Below are 21,181 nucleotides of genomic sequence, written 5' to 3'. Positions count from 1 at the left end.
CAACTCCCTCACCATATAAGACAATGAAAAAAAAGCTCTCTATCGTAAACTCGTACTATAGAAACAGGGAATTAATTAGACTATTTATAAATAGGGATATTACGAGCAGGTACAAAGGGTCACAACTAGGGCTGGCATGGACTGCGATAAACCCAATAGTGATGCTAAGCATTTACACACTAGTCTTTTCACAAATTTTCAAAGCACGCTGGGGCGTAAGCACAGAGAATCAAGGGCCTGTGTATTTCGCAATAAATTTATTTGCAGGCCTTATTGTTTTTAATATCTTTGCAGAATGCGCAACCAGAGCCCCAACGCTGATCACAGGCAATCCTAACTACGTAAAAAAAATAGTTTTTCCCTTAGAGATCCTAGGGACTATGGTGACAGGTAGTGCTTTATTTCATGCTCTGACGAGCACTAGTATTTTGTTAATTCTAAAAATTATAGTAGATGGAACAATTCCGTTTACAGTGCTTATGCTGCCGATGGTTTGGGGACCACTGATACTGGGCTGTCTAGGGCTCACATGGTTACTAGCTACCATAGGCGTGTTCATACGTGATGTGAACCAATTAATAAATTCAGTGGTTAGTATGTGCATGTTTTTAAGTCCAATATTTTATCCATCAAGTGCAATACCGCAAGACCTAATATGGTTGGCTAGAATTAATCCTCTTGCACAGACGATAGAGCAAACAAGGCAAATACTTATCGAAGGAATAGCACCTTCAGGATTACAGATAGCAGTACAATTTCTAATATCAATTGGCTGGTGTGAAATCACCCTTAGGATTTTAAAAAATGCACAAAGCGAGTTTGGAGATATACTTTAATGTATTCAACAACACAACATCAATCTCCTGAAACTGTTGTTACAGTATCATCCTTGGGTAAAGCATATAAAATTTACAACAGCAAAAGGGATAGAGCAAAGCAACTAATATTTCAAAATAGACGAAAATATTTTCAAGAGCACTGGGCTCTAAGAAATATCAGTTTTGATCTGAGAAGGGGTGAATCAATAGGTATAGTAGGTAAAAATGGAAGCGGTAAAAGTACGTTACTACAACTGATATGCGGAACTTTGAAGCCAAGTCAAGGAGAAGTGATAGTAAACGGGAAGATAGCAGCACTTCTAGAACTAGGTAGTGGGTTTAACCCAGAATTCTCAGGGCGAGAGAATGTGTACCTTAATGCATCGATTCTTGGACTAAATAAACAGGAAATTCAAGAGCGCCTAGATGATATTCTAGCTTTTGCAGATATAGGAAATTATGTAGATCAACCGGTTAGAACCTACTCAAGCGGAATGGTTGTAAGGCTTGCATTCTCAGTGATCGCACACGTCGATGCGGACATATTAATCGTGGATGAAGCATTGTCTGTTGGGGACGCATATTTCACACAAAAGTGTATGCGGTTTATACAAAGGTTTCAAGAGAAGGGAAGTCTGTTATTTGTTAGCCACGATGCAAATGCTATTCTAAGTCTTTGCAACAGAGCACTCTTAATTAATCAAGGAGAGCTAAAGCGAGTCGGAAAACCTAAAGAAGTAATTGAAGACTATACAAGGGATCTACAAAAAAGAAATTTAGCGGATCAGAATAATAAAATAAACAGACCAGAAAGAATGAAAGAACAAGAAAACACCGCGCATATGAAAAGACAAAGCGGGGTTCAATACACTCAAAAAAACATAGAGAATGAGATAATGAAATGGAGTGACTATCGTTGCAAGCTTATAAATTCAAGCAATCTAGCGAATACAATTGTTATAACCAGATTCGATGAAACTTTGACTACACGTGAGACATATGGAGGGGAAAAGGCAGAAATTACTAACGTAGAGTTAGAAAATATAGAGACTAATAAAACTATTCAAAATATTAAGGGTGGTGAGATTGTAAGATTAAGACTTAAATTTGAAGCCCGCACAGCGATTGGTAGGCCCATAATTGGATTCATCCTCAAAAACAGTAAAGGTTTAACAATATTAGGGGATAATACAAATAATTCAATTTCAGAAAATAATGATTTCAATGCATTTGAGGGGGATAAAGTAACAACAGACTTTGTCTTTACCGTTCCTATGTTGCAACAAGGAGAGTATATGATTTCAGTATCAGTGGCAGATGGATGCATAACAGAACACGAGATCCTTCACTGGATGAATGATGCCTTATTACTGAGGTCGCAATGCACTAGCATTGCTGCTGGTTTAGCAGGTGTACCAATGCATTCGATAAGCATCGAAATAGAAAAATGAAAGTACCTGAAAGTCTCAACTTAATTCCAAAGTACTATGCACCATCATCATGGTGGCAACATGTACCAATTGCACACTGGCTGGTAGAGAATCTTAAACCAGAGAAGATTGTAGAGTTGGGATCGCATTACGGCATATCATTCTTCGCCTTCTGTGAAGCTGCGAGCCAATTTTCTGATAATACATATACATATGCGATTGATACTTGGGAAGGAGATGAGCAAGCGGGCTATTATGATGATGATGTCTTTAATAAAGTTACAAAAGAGCAACAAGAATATCATAGGTTACGAAGTACACTTATAAGAGATAGTTTTGACAACGCATTAGAATATTTCCCGAACGATTCAATTGATTTGATTCATATAGATGGTCTTCATACATATGAAGCCGTAAAACACGATTTTTTATCATGGCTACCGAAGGTAAAAGAGGGTGGGACATTAATGTTTCATGATTGGAATGTACGGAGAAGAGATTTTGGCGTATGGAAACTATGGGAAGAAATAAAAGAAGATATTAATTTTAAATGCATTGAGACACCGAATGGACATGGATTAGGGATAGCAACTAAGTCAAGTCGAGAGCCAGAATGGCACAAAGAGCTAATGGCTATTTTACCTGCACTTGCAACCAAAGGTTTTCTCCTTGAAAGTTTAGCTGACAACAAAGATAAGCTCAAAGACTTACTAGAGGAAACCAAAATTAGTCAAAAGCATGCACAAAACTTAGAGCATATTAATCGAGAGCAAAAAGTAGAGATAGGCAAGTTAAAAGAAATGTTTTATGACCAGCAAAAACGTCTGTTTAACATAAGAGCCTTGAAAGAATGCTGGTTGGGCAAAGCACTTCTGGCAACAAGAATCTAATTAGAAGAAAATAGCAGTATAAGGTCAAAGAATATAAAAGCATTGACAGCAAAAGATCGCTGTAATGCAAGAGGATTGATAAAGGCATAAATATAAAGGATAAAAAGTATTATATTAAATCGAGAAGGTTAAATAGGGTATTTGTATTAAAAAAAAGAAGTATGGATGAAAACTAAACTCTGCATTGGTCATGAAATCATGGTCTGAAAGTGTCAGTCGACTACCATATCAAATGAAAGAGGTGTTCCCTTGGACAAAGAACGTGCTGCTCGACGTCCTAAAACGATTTCATAAAAACGTGGGTGCAAACCAGAGTTTGGACGAACTATTTTTAAATTAGATTCGTCTAGGATTTGACCCTGAGACACGTCCTCAGAAATAAATATTGATCGTCGGAAACATAGGGATTTAATTTCACTATCAGTTGGACCATAGTGGATAGAACCGAGTGATTGCCATGCTCGTTCTACATTGTCGACAAGATCTCGGAACTCGGATGGTTCTAAGGAAAAAGCACTGTCAACACCTCCGTCTTCTCGAGATAGACAAAAGTGCTTTTCAATAATGCAAGCACCAAGTGGTACTGAAGCAACAGATACACCTAAGCCAAGGGTATGGTCAGAAAGTCCCGTATGGCACGAAAATAGTGATGCAAGGTGTGGAATCGTACGAATATTAGTGTTATGGGGACTTGCTGGGTAAGAGCTTGTACATTTGAGAAGGGCCAGGTCTTTACATCCAGCTGAACGAGCTGCCTTAACAGCTTCGTCTAACTCTGCAATTGAGGCAAGCCCAGTAGAAATGATCAGTGGTTTACCAGTTTGAGCAACTTTTTTAATAAGAGGTAGGTGACAATTTTCAAAACTAGCAATTTTGTATGCAGGAGTATCCAGGCTCTCTAGAAAATCAACAGCTTTCTCGTCAAAAGGTGAACTAAAACAGATTAATCCACAGTCTTTAGCGTGGTTGAATATTGGTTCATGCCACTCCCAAGGAGTAGAAGCATGACTGTAAAGTTGATGAAGATTATTCCCATACCAGAGGCTACTTTTATCAGTTATTTCAAAATCTCCACCTCTAACATTAAGTGTAATAGAGTCAGCAGTATATGTTTGAAGTTTGATTGCATGAGCACCAGAATGCGCAGCGGCTTCAACAATTGAAAAAGCTCGATCTAAGCTTTGATTATGATTACCACTCATCTCAGCAATAATGAATGGTGGTTTAGTAACGCCTATACTTCGATTAGCGATATTAAAATCAAGAGGATTAGTCATTAACGATCAGTTGAGCACAAAGAAAAGGCAAAAAGTCTAGCGTCTAAAAGACGTATGTGTAATTTTACACTAGATAGACCTGAATCGCCAATTCTGAGAGAAACTCCATTGGAGCTAAGCCACCGTACAGGTTTTGACAACTCATTTCCGATGAGTTCGAGGCATGACGACATATCAAATTGAGAAACCGTGGCATCATTTTCATCCAGAAGTGCTACAAAACAACTGCCAGCTGCAGAGGTTGAAAGGTTTAGGTGCAAATCATCTTGTGAGCTGATTGGGATAGACTTAGTTATCAGCTCACCATAGGAGTCTGAAGCCTCTAAATATCCAAGGCGGTCTAGAGGAAAACTAAACCTACTAAGATAAGCATTAGGCTGTGCATAATTCTTATTCATATAGAATGATATCTCATCCGGCTTAGTATGAATGAATCCAAGAGCAGGAAAATTAGTACGAGATACCCAATTCTCAAGGCCAATGCCTGGCTTAAGAAATGCTTGCCTAACGGCACGATGGTAACGATTTCCGCCACGGCTAGTGATTAAGACGACATCGGAACAATCGCGATAGTAAGATGGATCAACACTAAGTTCTAATGCCTCTTCTGTGGTTATTACTTGACGCTCTGGCATGAAGCGGGCTGCTAAACCTATATAAATCTGTTGAGCTCTAGGGTAAGGTTGAGTCTGATTAGTATAAAGATGCTCAAGTGGAATGCGACCAAAAGACATACGTCTTGGTACAGTCCAAGAAGAGAAGTCAGTTGAAGTTGAACGACTAATCGTTCTAATGCCAGAAAACCCCTCCCCTGTCCATGTACGCATAAAACATACATATTTCTGTTCAGAAGAGGACCAGAATGCTACATTCTGGGAGTCGAACATACCTGTAGTTAGAACAGGTTTACTATAGGGGTTTGTCCAGTTGATCCCATCAGCAGAAAAATAAGCATTCAAGCCAGAAGGAGCTACACCAGCCAATGCCTTGTATCTTTGATGAGAAAGAGTTGTAGGAGAAGAGTCTAGAAAAGGGGTAAAATTATGCGAGTCTGGTGTATTATTTGCAAGGATAATATTAGTAGATTTTCTATTTAACCATTTATGGAGTCCAAGATTGGGGCGAAACCACTCCACGCCATTATGAGATAAGGCCAAACAAGTAACTTCTCCATCAGAACATTCTAAATTACCATCTGATAAACCTCTATAGTAGAGTTTAAAATAACCATCTAAAGGGTCTTCTAAAACAGTGCAATAACCAGACAACAAGCCTTCCCAAGGCTCGCTAAAGTGGAAAACAGGGCCACAATCAAGAGGCTCTTGTAAGCATTGGCGCAATCGCTTTTTTTTCTCAATGAAATAACTATCAACAAACAGCTCTAATAGATGGGGCATTGTAAGAGGCATATTAAATTTGGACAAATTTAGAAAGACAGAGACTGCCAGGTCTCTCGGGGGTAGTTGACACGAATCCAGCTTTATAAAATAAGCGTTGACTAGCATAGTTATTCGATTTGATTTCAGCGATCAGCGTCGGAGAATTACTATATTTGCTTACAAAAAAAGAAATGCCAGAATCTAAGACATCAAAAGCAAGGCCGTGTCCGCGAAAAGCAGTATCTAATGCTATGGATATATAGAATGTGTTATTCGTGTCTAAGCGTTCTTTAGATTCAAATCTAATATAGGCTATCGGCAGGCCGTCTAAAGAATGAGCTACAAAGAGAAAAGAAAAAGGATCTGAGAGTTTATTTTGAAACCAGGATTTATGAGTTTCTAAAGAAATAGTATCACTAGAAAAACTGGCCTGACGAGATGCTAAATCATTTGCCCAGTGAAACCAAAGAAATACATCGGAAGAAAGAGCTGGACGAATATATAGGGGTTTAAGACGCTCAGGGAATAAAGCGCCATGAATTCTAGGTGTTCCCCAGCCATCAGTAAGGGAAGATGCGGCCTCTGAATACTGCTGTAGAAGGTTAGGGTCGGAAAGAAATTTATTTAATATGTCTCTCAACAACTGGGGGTTAAAATTATTAAATTCACCTATTCTAATGGCAGCTCCAGAAGCACTAAGTTGTTGTACAACATAGCTTTGATTAGATGCTATGCAGAAAACTAGTGAAGGAAGAGAGAGGCATGCCCGTTCCCAACTTGTAACACCTCCTGCACCAATAGCTAAATCTGCTTGCGCCATAAGTCCAGATAAACATGGCAAGGGATCATGAATATGAATATGTGGATAATTGGAAACAAAATCGATGATACGGTTACGGTGAGGATTAGAATTGCCAATAACTACATCAATTTTAAAAGAATATTGATGCGGATCTAAAATTGCTTTCAAAGCTAGTTCAGTGAAGTTATGAATGTCAGATGCCCCAAAAAAGATTAGAAGTCGTTGCAAGGGAGACTTACGAGGCGGAAGCAAAGGCTTAAGCTTACGGAACGACTCACCAATGAGAGCGTAGTAAGGACCAAAAAAGAATTTGCAATGAGAAGGGACTAAACTTAGGTAAGGATTATCACTTGAGGTGGATTGGATCCTATTCTGATCAAGTAAAAAATCGGCATAAAGTGGACGATTAGCAAGATCATCAATTATGAGAAAAGGAACATTGAATCCTAATAAAGACAAGTGATGACGAAACAGATCATGCCAGATTTTATCTAGTGAGTAATGATCTATTACAACAAGACGAATGGAAGTAAGATTAGCAACTTTAAATGCATTAATAGTATCAAGTGCATCCTGATCTTGGGAACAACCTAACCAGTCACTGTATGCCGACTCAGCCGAAGAAAAGTGAGATTGATCAGGAATAAGGGATAGTGGGACTAAGTTAACTTGACGTCTGATGTGTGAAAAAAGATCCCCGCGCTGTGTGCGAGTAAAAAAATAACAAGACTCACCATATGCTGTAAACTCGCGCGCAAGAGTCAAGCATCTCATTACATGGCCCGAGCCAATAATAAGACTGGCATCACAGCGAAAAAGTACAGTCAATGTTTATCGGACCCTAAACAGAGGCTCTATTGGTTTGCAACGTAAACTATGACGAACTCCTCCTTTCGTAGTCAAAGAAGACGATAAAAGAGATAATACTTGTGAATAAGTATCCAGAATTTCATCCACAAAGTCCAAATGAGCAAGTGAAATATTATGGGAGCCGATGGTGAACATTCCTCGAGCATAGAGTTCTTGAAAAAGAAATGTTCTAATTTCCCACGCCGTAGCGTCATAATGGTCATTGATGGACCATATTTTCCAACTCGGATGTCCCGACAAACTAAAAACATGAGAAAGGGAGTAGTGATTGATTAAGTGGTTGACTCCATCCGCAATTTGTGAACCAATAGAGGATAGTTTATCCGTGACATTGTTATTAAGCAGTTGCAAAAGAACAGCATTTGCTGCTGCTAGGGAAAGCGTTTCCCCACCAAAGGTCCCGCTAAAAAATATATTGGAGATCTCTTTCATAAACGAAGAACGTCCTACGAGAGCTGAAAGGGGGAAGCCATTTGCAAGGCCCTTTCCAAAAGTTGAAAGATCAGGAATAACACCAAATAGTTCTTGAGCACCGCCGTTGGAGAAACGAAAACCAGTAATGGTTTCGTCGAAAATGAGTAGAGCACCATGTTGATGTGCAATAGATTTTATGGTTTCAAGAAAACCAGGTTCTGGCCATGTAATATTCATAGGCTCTAATATAACAGCGGCAAATTCATCAGGGTAACGATTCAAGAGATTTTTGAGAGAATCTATGTCGTTATATATGAAAGTATGACTGAGATCACTTACACCTTTAGGAACACCTCCATTACGGGAAGTAGTTCCAATGCTCCAATCTTGCCAACCATGATAACCACAAAGCGCGATACGATCACGTTTCGTACAATGTCTTGCCAAACGAATTGCTCCGCTTGTGGCATCAGTACCATTCTTGGCGAAACGAACCATTTCGGCACATGGAACCATTTCTATAATTAATTTTGCAACCTGCAATTCTAATTTGTGAGGCAATGAAAAACTTACGCCGCTTTGTAACTGAGATCTAACAGCTTCATCTACAGCAGGGTGTCGATAGCCTAAAGTGACACAAGCTAAGCCATTTGTTAAATCAATAAAAGAATGGCCATCAACATCCCAAAAACGTGCGCCGTCAGCACGATCGACAAATAAGGGACTGACACCTCTAGGAAGCTGAGAAACACTCTTACTAAAGGTTTGACTAGCCAGTGGAATAAGGTTTAGAGCTTCTTCAAGCAACGCTTCAGAACAAGGGAATTCCCTCAAAGGAGACGAGGTAACGGGGGCCACTTCAAATAATAAAAGGTTTGACATTAATTATGGCAGTTGTAACAATAAAAAAGTTAGGAACAAACAAGAATGGTAATCGTGAAGGGCAGAAGGAGTAGCTAATCGTTGCTTAGTGAACGAACGTAGCCTTCATTACGCAATGTATTAATATTGGTATTGGCAAGAGTTGGGTTCTTGGACAAGAAGTCAATAATAGATTTTAAATCAAAATTAGGGTTAGTTGGATAGAGTTCCGAAATGATCTTGCTGACAAGTTCAAAATCAAGATGATCATCCACTGTAAGTCGGTAAAAAGGAACTGGGTTCTTATGGATGTAATGCTGAGCTTGACAAGGGGTATCGGACCGACGCATCCATGGGGTTACATGTTCTCGCTCAGAAGGCAGGTGAGCATTAATAGAGGCTAGGTTGAGCGATTCTGAATCAAATACTTCCACATCAAATCCATCAGGAACAGACAGATTAGAAGGATCAGAAGAATTACTTAGATAGTTACAAGGTGAAAGGTAATACGCTTCAAGAATTTCATCAATAATAGCAGGATCATGCAATGGGCAATCACCAGTCAAACGAACTATAGTACTGCCACCATATAAAGATATACAATCAGCAAAGCGCTTTAGAACATCATTTAAGTCGCCGCGAAAAACACAAAACCCAGCGGATTGAATAGTATTGGCGAGTTTGTCATCACTTGAATCTACGGATGTGGCTACGACTAATTTATCAATGGAAGAACAGCGAATAACCCGATCAAGTTGATGCAGAATCATAGGCTTGCCGATAATAGGTAGCAAAACCTTGCCGGGCAAACGACTAGAGCTAGTACGAGCCTGCAAAATGGCAATAGTATTAATGTTCAAGTTTAAAGCAAAACTGGATCCTTCAATTCTAACATCTAGAAAAAGAGAAAACAAGAATATTGTCTAGCCACACTATCTACGTTGGCAACCATAAGGAACTATTAGGAAAAATAAAGGAAGAAGTTAGGCGGAAGAATTGAAAAAAGGCAGATGAACAATTAGAAAATAATCGGATGAGAGCGTATTTACATAAACCTTGGGTTAATTAATCCATAACGAAGAACATCTACTCTAAGAGATCCGGAAAGAATGGCTTCGTGCTTAAGAGTAGCTTCGAGGGTAAAGTTACATTTTTCAAAGGCCCTTATGCTAGCGATATTATTTGAATATATTCCAGCAGAAATCTTGTGAATAAGGAGATCATTAAAAGCGTGATCACGAACCAAAGTTATAGCCTGTGTTGCAAAACCAAAACCCCAGGAATTGCGATCGCCAATGAACAAACTGATATCTGCCTTAGAATGAATAGGGTGTATAGGTCCGAGTTTTATATTACCGATATGTCGATGATGCTCATCAACTCTACAAATAGCCCACCATGGACTTAAAGAGTCTCCATTATGCTCAGACCAATATCTTAAAACAGTATCAAGAGTTTGGACAGAAAAGCGCGTCTCAAGAAAACAATTTACATTTGGGTCATTAAGCCATGACACATACTTTTCATTAATATCACTCCTAATAATTGGACGAAGCGTAATTTTGTTTGACCGTAATAATTTCATTGCTCTAGTCTAATTGGAAGGCCCGCATTACGAATATGAGAACGGCACTGCATAGGATTCTGATCACGTTGCGAGAAGAAGGTTCCAGCTGCAACAGCAGAGGCTCCTACCTCATAACCAGCAACAAAATGCTGAGCCAAGCCACATCCTCCAGAAGCAATAAGTGGCAAATTGACTTCGTATCTGAGTTGCCTAATAGAATCTAAATCAAGTCCGGTACCAGTACCATCGTTGTCGATAGAAGTAATCAATAGTTCACCAGCACCTCTGGAAGCGCAATCATTTGCCCATGAAAATAAACTCCAATCAGTAGCTGTAGAGCCACCATCTATATATACGTGTCTACTTAGATCAGACTCCTTGCGAATATCAATACTAATAACTACACATTGGGAGCCATATGAATTAGCTACAAGGTCTATTAGCTGGGGATTATTAACAGCTCCAGAGTTGAGGACAACCTTATCTGCTCCTCGATCTAATAATTGCTGAACTTGCTCGAAAGATGTTATACCACCACCTACAGAAAGTGGAGTTGCAAGTGATTCAGACATATTCGAAAGCGTGTCAAGTAAAATTGGCCAGCTATCAGAAGTTCCTTCTAAATCTACAAGAACGAGTTCGTCGGCGAGCTGAGCTTCATATATCTTGGCCTGCGAGACAGGGTCGCCGATAGCCCTCTTTGAGTCAAATTGACGGGTAATGACTAGGACAGGTTTTGGGCCACGATAACTTGGCTTAATCGAGAACTGAAGCTTTGGTATAAGGCGTTTTTTCAGCATGGATTAAGAGCAATGAAATTTTGAAGGAGACACTTACCCAACTTTTGACTTTTTTCTGGATGAAACTGCATACCCCATACATTACGACTAATGTCTGAAACAACAGCGGAAAATTGTGAACCATAATTAGAGGTAGCAAGGCAGTTTGAATCATCATCACAACGGAATGTGTAACTATGAACAAAATAAAAATCACAGCCAGAATTTATGTCTACTGAAAGTGGGGTTATTGTGTTTGACCAATACACCGAATTCCAGCCAACGTGGGGAAGCGCCAAATTTTGACTAGGGGACATAAGTACGATTTTACCTGAGATAAGATCGAGTCCGGGGATTGAATTACCTGAATCAGAGCCTTCAAAACCTCTAGAGGCAAGAAGTTGCATACCAAGGCAGATGCCAAGTAAGGGACGTCCTGTTGGAAGCCAAACATCTTTCAACCAATCTGACCAACCTAAACTGTTAAGTGAGTCCATTCCAGCAGAGAATGAACCTACACCAGGGAGAATCAAATGGGTGTAGCAAGCAATATCTGAAGGAGGTTTGCGAATACGAAAATTGCGTACACCAAGACGATCGTATGCTGCAACAACGGAACCTATATTCCCTAGGCCTGCATCAACAATAAGTACGCAAGCGGTCATACTTAACCGCCTGAACAACTAGATGATGAAGAACAGCTTGAACATGAATCAGCCCATCGACCAAGTTGGTCTTCAGCATCAACAAGATCTAGTCCGTCACCTCTGAGCCAATCTTCAAAGTCAGGCGTTTTAGGGCCAGACTTAATCGAATCAGGATCAAATTGCCAAGGAGATACTTGGTGACCCATAGCTATTGTATAAAACTGTTCTTCATCTAAACCAACATAGTCAAGGAAAAGGTCAAGACTAGGGGGGCGGCGACCTTCAAATTGAGTAATCATAGCTTTTGCTTCCTCCTTACTAATTCTATTATTACGTAAGTCGATAGCTGCAAGATGGGTAGGTCGAGTATAGCCACGCTTAATATATTTTATATAATCGCGAACACCCTGCATCCAGCATTCAATCTTTTCGTAATTAAAGTCTTCAGGTACATTTTCGACAAGGTCTCCCTTCCATCCCAGCTCTTCACGAATTTTCCCGACTTGCATTTTTACATCCCAAGGGATATAACTACCGAGACATACAGAACGGTAACCTAACTGGCGTAATTCCTTGAGTGGTGGATAACGAAAAGGTTCGACATCACGCTCGTCCAAATAGCCATCCAATCGAACAAGCATATCTTCAGCAGAAATGCCAAGATTTACGTATCGGTTAAAACGCTCTTCGTCAACTTCCTCAGCTTGATCATAATTGTAATATGCAGTGTATTCTGCTGATGGTTCGCCCCAAAAGATAAGAGGTACCTGCTCCTTAATAGCTACTTGCATTGGATAAGCAAATATACCAGTATGGCAATGCCAGCAAAAATCTCCTTTTTCAAGAAAAGATTGGAGCATTAAACGCTGAACAACTTTCCAACTAGGTGAGAAGTCATGTACATCAACACCTAACTTTCGAAAGACCCGATCGCAATTAGCGCGAAGATTCGGTCGTAAAAAACCATGATTAAAACGAACTACCAAAGGCTTAATGCCTGGATAGCGATTCATAAGGTAATAGAGAGTCCAAGTGCTGTCTTTACCACCACTAAAAGGAATTAGACAGTCATATCGATAATTTCCACGATACTCGGCAACTAATTTGTCAAGATGAACTAGGCGCTCTTCCCAGTTAATTTCTGCTTTAACTTCCTGAGCTCTACAAATATTACAAACTCCCTCGGAATCAAGAACAAGGGTCTCATGTGTTTCTGGGAGTAGACAAGTTGTGCAGCGTTTCAGCTGGGTAGAGAAAGGAGCAGTCATAAGAGCTCAGGAAGGCCAAAGACGCGGGTCAAGACTACGACCTTTTGGCCAAGCCCAACAATGTGGATCACCGAACGGATGAGCAGTGGAATATGACATCCATACAGCAAGAAGAGACATTAACTCAGTATACGTTGTTACTCCGACTACAGCTGCCTCTAATTGAGAGCAGCTTTGTACAAAGCCCAGAGATAAACTTAGTAAAGTTAAATTATGCTCAACAGCAAACGCTTCAAGCGATGAATGATGCAAACGAAAGTCAGGATCTATCCAAGCAGGCCATTGTTCAGATGGTGTAAGCAACAACCCCTGTAAAAAGGTACTCCTAGCATGCACAGCGATACCCAGACCATTTAATCTTGAAATGGTTCCATCATGCAAAGCACGCTGATCATATAAAGACAAAGGAAGCTGAACAATCTGTATTTGATCAAGGGGAAGATCATCAAGGTCTGAAGAAGAATAAACAGAGACTCCAACTCTTCGGACAAAAGAGCGTTTGCGAAGACTACTTAACCAACTAAGCAAGAAATGAGAATCAGGACGTAAGAGGTCAGCAGGTTGATGTAATAAAAAACTATCGATTTTGGAACAACCTAAACGAATTAAAGTTTGTTGAAAACTAACTTCCCATGCATCTACAGACACAGAGGTATATGGATCAGATGTCTGAGCAGGTAGTTTAGAAATCAAGCAAAATGAGCTATCAGGGTCTAAACAACGACCAAGAACGGATTCTGAATCACCATAAGCCTGAGCTGTATCTAAAAAACGAACTTCAGAACGTTGAGCTGCTAATAGTATACTTTTGACTTCGTCTTCGGGGACTTGACCTGTTCGATTAGTAACTCCATAGTCAAGACCAAACTGAGCAGTACCTAAAGAAAGTTGTACTGGGGTCATAACAAAGTTCTCAAGGCATCAGCAACTCTTTGCTGATCATCCTCTGTGAGACCTGGGAACAAAGGAAGGCTAATAGCTCTAGATGCATAACTCTCAGCAAAAGGGAAGTCGTCCATTTTCCAGCCAAGACTTCTATAATAAGGCTGCAAATGAACTGGGCTATAATGAAGCTGAACACCTATACTTGCAGAACGGAGTCCCTCAAAAACACGTCTGTGATTAAGGGGATTTATGGTTTCAAGAAGAATCACAGCCAAATGTACACTTGACCTACAAGAAGAAGGTATTTCTAAAAACGTTATGGGAAGGTCTTTTAAGAGACATTTATAGTTATCGAGCAGACGATTGCGTTCATCAACAATTAAATCAAGACGCTTTAATTGACTTAATCCAAGCGCTGCCTGCAATTCCGTTAAACGATAATTAAAACCAAGACCATGCTGCTCATAATACCAAGGACCAGGACTTTGCAGCTCGAACTTTTCAGGATTTCGCTCAATACCATGACTGCGTAAAAGATACATTCGTTCAGCCAATATAGGATCATTCGTTGTAGCCAGACCTCCTTCAGCCGTAGTAATTATTTTCACAGGATGAAAGCTAAATACAGAAATGGAACTAAAACGACAATTTCCAACTGGCATATCCATATAATAAGCACCAATAGCATGACTAGCATCTTCAATAATATGAACGCCAAATAAATCAGCTAATTCACCGATCAAAGCCATATCACAACTAGTTCCAGTGAGATGTACCGGAATAATAACTTTTGGGAGTGCTCCATCTCGATCAGCAGCTATTAATTTCTTCTTTAATAGATCAGTATCGAGAAGAGCAGTACGAGGATCGATATCTACAAATTCAACTTTTGCTCCACAATATCGACCACAATTGGCTGAAGCGACAAATGTAATTGGAGAGGTCCAGATACGATCACCAGGCTCCACACCAAGAGCTAGACAGGCAATGTGAAGTGCACTTGTTGCTGAATTAACAGCTATAGAATATTGCGATTTTGTGTAATTAGATAATGCCTGCTCGAAGACAGGAAGAACTGGTCCTTGCGTTAAAAAAGGGCTTTGAAGAACTTCTGTAACTGCTGCAACATCATCAGGCGTTATTGATTGCTTACCGTAAGGAAGTGGGTCAAGATTACTCATAGAGGTTGAAACGAAGGATTAACGTGAATCTTTATAAGCTCGCGAATTTGCTCAACAGTTAGAAATTCTGTATTAGTACCAGAGTCATAAGCAAAACCCTCAACCACACGCTTTGCACCAGTCCTCTCGCAATATGAATCAGGTGCACAAAGTCCAGAATTAGGTAATATAGCAAAATAATTACCGAGATCTACTGTTGTAAAAGAATCACTAGAGGTAATCATTTCTTCGTGAATTTTTTCGCCTGGGCGTATACCTGTAATAGGCGTAGTGCAACTAGGTCCTATAGCTTTGGCAACATCGACGATACGATAGCTGGGAATACGAGGGACAAGAAGTTCACCACCCAAACAATTTTCTAATGACCACATAACCATATTTACTCCTTCCTGGAGTGAAATATTAAATCTAGTCATACGAGAATCAGTAATTGGTAATACTCCAGATGGAGCTTGTTCCAAGAAAAAAGGAATAACAGATCCTCTGGACCCCATAACATTTCCATAACGTACTACGGAGAAACGCAGCTTTCTACTGCCAACAAAATTATTTGCAGCAATAAACAATTTATCAGAACATAATTTAGTTGCTCCATATAGATTAACCGGTGCTGCTGCCTTGTCAGTAGAAAGAGCTACTACTCTCTCGACATCACTATCAAGGCAAGCCTCTATAAGGTTTTGTGCACCTATGACGTTAGTTCGGATAAATTCGAATGGATTATATTCAGCCGCTGGGACCTGCTTTAAAGCTGCTGCATGTACAACGGTATCAATACCCTCTAGGGCACGACGAAGCCTCGTCTGATCACGTATATCACCAAGGAAAAAGCGTAGCTGAGGGTATTGCTTCTGAGGGTAGAGCTGTTGAAATTCCCACTGCTTAAGCTCATCTCTACTGAAAACGACGGCACGATGAATATGAGGATTTTGAGTCAGAAGTTGAGATATAAAAGCTTTACCGAAACTTCCAGTAGCTCCAGTTATAAATATGCTGGTAGAAGAATTAAAGTTCATTGACTGAATAATTTTTGTATTAAGAGGATTACCTGTTGGGGGGGGGATTCAAGATAGAGCTGGTCGCATCAAACAAGCGCCGGAATACACTAACAGTTCTCAGGTTAAAACTTACACGAGCAGTCATACCCGGTTTCAATGGATAATATTTACCTTTACTCACTAGAGACTGCTTTTGTAGCTGGACATCTACTGGAATGCTGTAGGTAGGCAGCTGTATGGGTGAAGTAGGCTCAATTGAGTCACGTCCGATACTTTTGACAGTGCCCTTAAGGACTCCATAGGTAGAGGAAGGATAACTATCAATGTGTACATCTACTTGCATACCTTTATTGATAAAGCCTATATCTCTTGCGGGAACATCAACGGAAGCTGTAAGAAGTTCACTAGGTATGATTTGAAAAAGCTCTTCACCAGGTCGAACAGGAACTCCAGGAACTTTGACTGCCAAACGAAAGACATAACCTGTAAGAGGTGCACGAAGCAAGGAGTTACGAATAGCGTCTTTAGTGGAGCTTATCTCAGCATATATAGAACTAAGTTCACTAATACGCTGGCTATAAAGAGAATTATTGCGTCCTGTAAATTCACTGCCAGATTCGCGTAAGGCAGCTCTGGTACGAATTTGATCTTGTTGATTTGATTCTAATTCAGATTTAAGATCTTGTAGCTTTTGGCTTTGCTGTAGAACTTGCAGTTCAGCTATGGCGCCAGAATTCAAAAGTCTTTCGTGCTTTTCTACAATAATTGATTGAAGCTTAATGTTTTGCTCAAGTGATTTATGCTTAACCAATAATTGCTCTAAACGTGCCTCTAGTTGTGCAACTTTTTCCTTTTGGGTATTTATAAATTCAAGAGAACTACGTACAACGCTAAGGTCTAGTGAATAAGATAGCTTAGGTTTAGGAAGATCAGATGGAAAGTTCAAGCCGATAAAGCGAGATGTTTCTTGAAGTTCAACGTATATTTTTGAATAGCGATTCTCAAGAGCTAGAAGCTTTGATTTTAGCGACTCATCATCAAGTTGCATTATTGGCTGGCCTTTTTGGACAAAATCACCTTCTTTAACGAAAATTGTTGAAGAAGTAGTCAGACTAAACGCACGACTTGTAGTAGGCGTCTGAGATGGACGAAGACGACCTTGAGTGTCAACAGAAATCTCACTTCGTGCAATTAATGACCAAACCAGTAGAATGCCTACAAATCCACTTAGAGAAGTAAGTAAAATAAGTGGCCAACGACGCGAAGGAAAGTCATTTTCATAAGAAGCGTTAGGTGTTATCTTATCTAGTCTTTTTCGCATCCAAGCTGAGCCAGGAAAGTGACTAAGTGATGAAAGTCGGGTACGGAAGGAACGATAAAGTTTTTCTTTTGAAAACCTATCGACAGACTTACTTTTATTTATGAGGTTCATGAATTTAAAGATCCATCCCGATTCTGACAGCCGACGAAAGAACTAAAAAGTCCTTCAGCGGACAATAGCTCATCATAAGTACCAGATTCAACAACAACTCCTCTATCCATCATGAGGATAACATCTGCGGGACGAATAGTTGCTAGCCTATGAGTAACAAAGAAGACAGTTTTGCCCTCTAAGTACTTAAAAAGATTGCGGCAAACGGCAGCTTCTGTCCTATAATCTAATGCACTGGTAGCTTCATCTAAGACAAGCAAAGATGGATTAGAAAGGAGGGCACGTGCAATAGCTAATCGTTGACGTTGACCACCAGATAGCCGTCCTCCCCGTTCACCAACATCAGTCTCGAAACCATTCGGGAGCTGCATAATGAACTCGTAAGCTTCAGAAGCCCGAACAGCTTTTTCTACTTCTTTTTCTGTAGCTTTCGCATTCCCAACAATTAGGTTATCCCATACAGAACCGGCGAAAAGCAGTGGTTCCTGTGGGACGATGCCAATCTGCTGACGCAAAGAATCTAAATCAACCTTCTGAGTATCATAATCATCAATCAATATCGTACCCCCAGTGGGTCTATAAATAAGGGGAAATAATTTCATTAGTGTACTTTTTCCAGATCCAGAACCTCCAACAACTCCTACAAAACTTCCTGCAGGGACTGTTAGGTTTAATCTCTTTAAAACAACTTCCTCTGTACCAGGGTACCTAAAAGATAGGTTGCACAACTTTACGTTGCCCTTTATTGGGGGAAGTATGAAACGGCTAGTTTGAGTCTGAGGCTCGGTTTTGGACTCAACAACATCAGCAAGCCTTTGAACACTAACAGACAGCTCTTGAAAAGATCTCCAAAGAGTCGATAAACGCATTATTGGAGCAGTAACATAGCCTGAAATAATACGGAAGGCAATTAATTGACCAACTGATAATTTGCCATCGATAACAAGAATTGCTCCTACAAAAATAACTAAAACACTAGAAAGGAGGGTTAAGAAATTGTTGAGTTCTCCAACAATTGTTCCAATTCCTGTTAGACGAAAACCCTTCTGCACAAAGTCAACATAAAGTCTTCTCCATGAGATACGAGTTAGGTCCTCAATATTTTGACTTTTAACTGTCATCATACCGTTAAGGTGTTCGACTAGAAAAGAAGTTGTTTTTGCAGCGGATACAGCACGATCATCAATATTGTTTTTAATAACTGGCGAAAAAACAACAGCAAGAATCACTGAGAACGGAATTGTCGAAAGAGCAGCTATTGTCAAAGGAACGCTATAGATGAGCATAACAACGATATAAATAATGCTAAAAAGAACATCCAGGAAGACAGTTAAAGCTTGACCAGTCAAGAAACTACGTATATTTTCCAACTCACCAACCCTTGTGCTCACTTCACCAACAGGACGCTTGTCAAAATAACTAATAGGCAGATGCAAAAGATGATCAATAATAGATGTGCCAACACGAACATCAATCCTATTGGTAGTTTCAACAAATAGAAGACTGCGCAAACCAGTAAGCAAACTTTGAAAAAAAGCTAAAACTATTAAGAATGAACCATAGCTATAAAGAGTACTTATACTTCTCTGACCTAAGACAAGATCAATGATTTGCTGAATCAGAAGGGGGTTGGCAAGCTGTAGTACTTGAATGAAGAGTGAACTCACTAAGATAATTGATAATGCAAGTTTGTGACGCTTAAGTTCAGGCATGAACCAACGAAAGCCAAAACGTTCAATCCCTGCAGTTGGATCCTGTTCAATTGTAAAAATTGATTGGGGGTTATGAGGAAGATCACCTAAAGAAATAAAAGAAGGCTGAGAATCAGACTGCAATGGATCATAAACAGCAAAGCGCAAGCCTTCTCGTGGCTGCCAGAGACACAAATGATCTTGATCTTCTGCAGAATTATTTATAGGCGCCGCAAAAAAGGGGGTACGTGAAACCAACAAATTTCGATATGTTTGAGAAAGCTCTATTAAACGAAGCTCAGTTAAAGGGGCCAGAATGGAAATAAGGGTTCTTAAAGAAGGTATAGTGGCTTGCTTAAAGAGGACAGAGCTAGTACGTTGTAAACGCTGTAATCTTGGGGTGACTTCAACAGCTTGACAAGCCATAAGCAACAAAGCCACAGCTGTAGGGTTTATATCATCAGCTCGAACTGCATCAATATCTACAGACTCAATTGAAAGTGTAGAAAGCGATCGTAAATCTCGAAACTGATAAGAAAAGTCCTCAGAAATACCAGTAATAATATCAATCTGATTCATTAACCAAGAGTCAAATTCGTGAATGGCTGATGTATCAGGGATCTTGAGGCGATACAGACGGAGAGGAAAGTCATTATTTTGAAGATACAGTCTTTCAAGCTCTTGGTCATTTGCATTCTGGAGACATAAACCATACAGGCCACTTTTCTGACCAGAACCACAGAAAATTGCAGCGTCGCCAGAGTCCTTAACAAATTGAGTTAAGTCTGAAAGATTATCTAATTGAAGCGGAGCAATGAGCTCAAATAATTCAATAAATCTAGAGCCTAATTTAACAAGCTCAAAGGTAAACTTTGGTAATTTATTAAGGCTATCACCAAAGACAGAAATGAGTTCAAAAGGTTGTAATTCAGGCCAATGGTCTGTAGGTGCACTCAGAAACTGTTTTATCCAAACATCCAGATGACACTCTTCTGCATCAAAGACATCAGAAGTAACTAAGCAATGCTCGACTGGTATGCCAGTGACTAGATCCCATGAACCGACTGGTGAATTTGGAGCAATTTGGCTTTGTACTGGAGAAAGAAGACCATTACCGGGATGACGAGAAAGCCATCTGACAGAACCAACTCGTATTTTAGTTAGAGTTGTAGGCCAAATATTTTCGTCAATAAGAATCGACCCCCTTGAATAATTTTTTGAAGTTGAATTAAATGATTTTTTCAATGACATTAGTTTTCGGCTAACTGTTTAATCCAATAGGCAGTGAGGCTCTGCGTTTTTTCCTCTCTCCATGCTTGACAAGCATCTCTAAGAAGAATGGGGGCAAGTTCTTTTAAAGATGGTCTTTCGATTTGTTCAACTTGAAGCAGCAACCAAGAAACACCATTGAAAAAAGGAGGAAGCCAATCTCCTGGAGATGTAGAGGCAAGAATTGAAGGTATGCCATTACTAATATCTGCAAGGGAAATCTTTTCAGTGGCTTGATTAATATCTTGAAGATCTTTATTTATATCACTACCTGATTCAGCAGCAACACTCATCTCCAAAGCCAGACCACGATTGGAGCCAAAATCAAATATTTTACAATGCGCATATTCATAAGAATTACGTTTTTCAATATACAGTGACTCTAATTGTTCCTCATAAATTGCAATTGAAGCAGAATAATAAGCGGAAGAAACAGCAGTACGCCACTTTAGACAATATTGATTAAATGACTGTTCAAGCCATTCACTCATAGCAGAAGTGTCTGATATTGAATTCCACCAATGAAGATGTGCTTCTTGAGGATCGTCCCAATGAAATTGTTGCTCAATGGAGGAGTCGATGACGTAAGAGCACCAATCAGACAAAGTAGCTGCTTGTAAATGATGAAGCACTAAAGAGGATAATATTTTCTCAGAATTATCCTCTATTATTTGATCTAAATAGTCTATTGTTGATTGACCTGGTTGCACAGAGCGCATCGAA

The 21,181-nt window shown here is 39.8% G+C and carries 18 protein-coding genes; 3 read left to right on the top strand and 15 right to left on the bottom strand.

The window, feature by feature from the left end:
• Positions 1–23 precede the first annotated feature (23 nt).
• The 3 genes from AKG35_RS00555 to AKG35_RS00545 are packed head-to-tail and all read left to right on the top strand — an operon-like array spanning position 24 to position 3,138.
• Complete coding sequence (locus tag AKG35_RS00555) at positions 24–836, top strand: ABC transporter permease (RefSeq protein ID WP_011129488.1); 813 nt, start codon at positions 24–26, stop codon at positions 834–836.
• On the top strand, positions 836–2,269 hold the full coding sequence (locus AKG35_RS00550) for an ABC transporter ATP-binding protein (RefSeq protein WP_011129487.1): 1,434 nt from the start codon (positions 836–838) through the stop codon (positions 2,267–2,269). The genes AKG35_RS00555 and AKG35_RS00550 overlap by 1 nt, the downstream gene beginning before the upstream one ends.
• Positions 2,266–3,138 carry a class I SAM-dependent methyltransferase gene (locus AKG35_RS00545; RefSeq protein ID WP_011129486.1) on the top strand — a complete coding sequence of 291 codons (873 nt, stop codon included), beginning with the start codon at positions 2,266–2,268 and terminating at the stop codon, positions 3,136–3,138. The genes AKG35_RS00550 and AKG35_RS00545 overlap by 4 nt, the downstream gene beginning before the upstream one ends.
• A gap of 212 nt (positions 3,139–3,350) precedes the next feature.
• On the opposite strand, the gene pseI is transcribed toward AKG35_RS00545, so the two are convergent.
• The 15 genes from pseI to AKG35_RS00480 all read right to left on the bottom strand — a co-directional run bounded on the left by pseI (position 3,351) and on the right by AKG35_RS00480 (position 21,177).
• Entirely contained in the window at positions 3,351–4,415 is a 1,065-nt protein-coding gene (gene pseI, locus AKG35_RS00540; protein ID WP_011129485.1) for a pseudaminic acid synthase, read from the bottom strand.
• Positions 4,415–5,812 carry a hypothetical protein gene (locus AKG35_RS12625; protein WP_157859760.1) on the bottom strand — a complete coding sequence of 466 codons (1,398 nt, stop codon included), beginning with the start codon at positions 5,810–5,812 and terminating at the stop codon, positions 4,415–4,417. Before AKG35_RS12625 ends, pseI begins: the two co-directional genes overlap by 1 nt.
• A 13-nt stretch (positions 5,813–5,825) precedes the next feature.
• Entirely contained in the window at positions 5,826–7,424 is a 1,599-nt protein-coding gene (gene pseG, locus AKG35_RS12150; RefSeq protein WP_011129483.1) for a UDP-2,4-diacetamido-2,4,6-trideoxy-beta-L-altropyranose hydrolase, read from the bottom strand.
• A gap of 3 nt (positions 7,425–7,427) precedes the next feature.
• Positions 7,428–8,687 carry an aminotransferase class III-fold pyridoxal phosphate-dependent enzyme gene (locus AKG35_RS00530; RefSeq protein WP_197524590.1) on the bottom strand — a complete coding sequence of 420 codons (1,260 nt, stop codon included), beginning with the start codon at positions 8,685–8,687 and terminating at the stop codon, positions 7,428–7,430.
• Between the two features lie 149 nt (positions 8,688–8,836).
• On the bottom strand, positions 8,837–9,655 hold the full coding sequence (locus AKG35_RS00525) for a cytidylyltransferase domain-containing protein (RefSeq protein ID WP_011129481.1): 819 nt from the start codon (positions 9,653–9,655) through the stop codon (positions 8,837–8,839).
• Between the two features lie 131 nt (positions 9,656–9,786).
• Entirely contained in the window at positions 9,787–10,326 is a 540-nt protein-coding gene (locus AKG35_RS12145) for a GNAT family N-acetyltransferase (protein WP_011129480.1), read from the bottom strand.
• Complete coding sequence (locus AKG35_RS00520; RefSeq protein WP_011129479.1) at positions 10,323–11,108, bottom strand: HisA/HisF-related TIM barrel protein; 786 nt, start codon at positions 11,106–11,108, stop codon at positions 10,323–10,325. Before AKG35_RS00520 ends, AKG35_RS12145 begins: the two co-directional genes overlap by 4 nt.
• Positions 11,102–11,752 (bottom strand): imidazole glycerol phosphate synthase subunit HisH, encoded by a 651-nt coding sequence (gene hisH, locus AKG35_RS00515; protein WP_011129478.1) that lies wholly within the window; start codon positions 11,750–11,752, stop codon positions 11,102–11,104. Before hisH ends, AKG35_RS00520 begins: the two co-directional genes overlap by 7 nt.
• A gap of 2 nt (positions 11,753–11,754) precedes the next feature.
• Positions 11,755–13,002: an N-acetyl sugar amidotransferase gene (locus AKG35_RS00510; RefSeq protein ID WP_011129477.1), complete on the bottom strand. Its 1,248-nt coding sequence runs from the start codon at positions 13,000–13,002 to the stop codon at positions 11,755–11,757.
• A gap of 6 nt (positions 13,003–13,008) precedes the next feature.
• Complete coding sequence (locus tag AKG35_RS00505) at positions 13,009–13,905, bottom strand: aldo/keto reductase (RefSeq protein WP_011129476.1); 897 nt, start codon at positions 13,903–13,905, stop codon at positions 13,009–13,011.
• Positions 13,902–15,068, bottom strand: a complete 1,167-nt coding sequence (gene pseC / locus AKG35_RS00500) for a UDP-4-amino-4,6-dideoxy-N-acetyl-beta-L-altrosamine transaminase (RefSeq protein WP_011129475.1) — start codon at positions 15,066–15,068, stop codon at positions 13,902–13,904. Before pseC ends, AKG35_RS00505 begins: the two co-directional genes overlap by 4 nt.
• A complete protein-coding gene (gene pseB, locus AKG35_RS00495; RefSeq protein ID WP_011129474.1) occupies positions 15,065–16,084 on the bottom strand; it encodes a UDP-N-acetylglucosamine 4,6-dehydratase (inverting) in 1,020 nt (339 codons plus the stop codon). Before pseB ends, pseC begins: the two co-directional genes overlap by 4 nt.
• Positions 16,085–16,112: 28 nt before the next feature.
• The gene (locus AKG35_RS00490; RefSeq protein WP_011129473.1) at positions 16,113–17,498 is read right to left on the bottom strand and encodes an HlyD family efflux transporter periplasmic adaptor subunit; all 1,386 of its coding nucleotides are present in this window, start codon (positions 17,496–17,498) and stop codon (positions 16,113–16,115) included.
• On the bottom strand, positions 17,495–20,440 hold the full coding sequence (locus tag AKG35_RS00485) for a peptidase domain-containing ABC transporter (protein ID WP_011129472.1): 2,946 nt from the start codon (positions 20,438–20,440) through the stop codon (positions 17,495–17,497). The genes AKG35_RS00490 and AKG35_RS00485 overlap by 4 nt, the downstream gene beginning before the upstream one ends.
• Entirely contained in the window at positions 20,440–21,177 is a 738-nt protein-coding gene (locus AKG35_RS00480) for a peptidylprolyl isomerase (RefSeq protein WP_157859759.1), read from the bottom strand. The genes AKG35_RS00485 and AKG35_RS00480 overlap by 1 nt, the downstream gene beginning before the upstream one ends.
• Between the last annotated feature and the right edge of the window lie 4 nt (positions 21,178–21,181).

This window comes from Prochlorococcus marinus str. MIT 9313 (assembly GCF_000011485.1).
GTDB lineage: Bacteria > Cyanobacteriota > Cyanobacteriia > PCC-6307 > Cyanobiaceae > Prochlorococcus > Prochlorococcus marinus_D.
Note: the sequence above shows the minus strand (reverse complement) of the source record. Positions and strands in the feature narration are given on the sequence as shown.

Coding starts and splice junctions, on each gene's coding strand:
- AKG35_RS00480 (WP_157859759.1), bottom strand. CDS start 21,177: ATGCGCTCTGTGCAACCAGGTCAATCAACAATAGACTATTTAGATCAA.
- pseC (WP_011129475.1), bottom strand. CDS start 15,068: ATGAGTAATCTTGACCCACTTCCTTACGGTAAGCAATCAATAACGCCT.
- AKG35_RS00510 (WP_011129477.1), bottom strand. CDS start 13,002: ATGACTGCTCCTTTCTCTACCCAGCTGAAACGCTGCACAACTTGTCTA.
- AKG35_RS00490 (WP_011129473.1), bottom strand. CDS start 17,498: ATGAACCTCATAAATAAAAGTAAGTCTGTCGATAGGTTTTCAAAAGAA.
- AKG35_RS00555 (WP_011129488.1), top strand. CDS start 24: ATGAAAAAAAAGCTCTCTATCGTAAACTCGTACTATAGAAACAGGGAA.
- AKG35_RS00550 (WP_011129487.1), top strand. CDS start 836: ATGTATTCAACAACACAACATCAATCTCCTGAAACTGTTGTTACAGTA.
- AKG35_RS12145 (WP_011129480.1), bottom strand. CDS start 10,326: ATGAAATTATTACGGTCAAACAAAATTACGCTTCGTCCAATTATTAGG.
- AKG35_RS12625 (WP_157859760.1), bottom strand. CDS start 5,812: ATGCCCCATCTATTAGAGCTGTTTGTTGATAGTTATTTCATTGAGAAA.
- pseB (WP_011129474.1), bottom strand. CDS start 16,084: ATGAACTTTAATTCTTCTACCAGCATATTTATAACTGGAGCTACTGGA.
- pseI (WP_011129485.1), bottom strand. CDS start 4,415: ATGACTAATCCTCTTGATTTTAATATCGCTAATCGAAGTATAGGCGTT.
- AKG35_RS00520 (WP_011129479.1), bottom strand. CDS start 11,108: ATGCTGAAAAAACGCCTTATACCAAAGCTTCAGTTCTCGATTAAGCCA.
- AKG35_RS00545 (WP_011129486.1), top strand. CDS start 2,266: ATGAAAGTACCTGAAAGTCTCAACTTAATTCCAAAGTACTATGCACCA.
- AKG35_RS00485 (WP_011129472.1), bottom strand. CDS start 20,440: ATGTCATTGAAAAAATCATTTAATTCAACTTCAAAAAATTATTCAAGG.
- AKG35_RS00505 (WP_011129476.1), bottom strand. CDS start 13,905: ATGACCCCAGTACAACTTTCTTTAGGTACTGCTCAGTTTGGTCTTGAC.
- hisH (WP_011129478.1), bottom strand. CDS start 11,752: ATGACCGCTTGCGTACTTATTGTTGATGCAGGCCTAGGGAATATAGGT.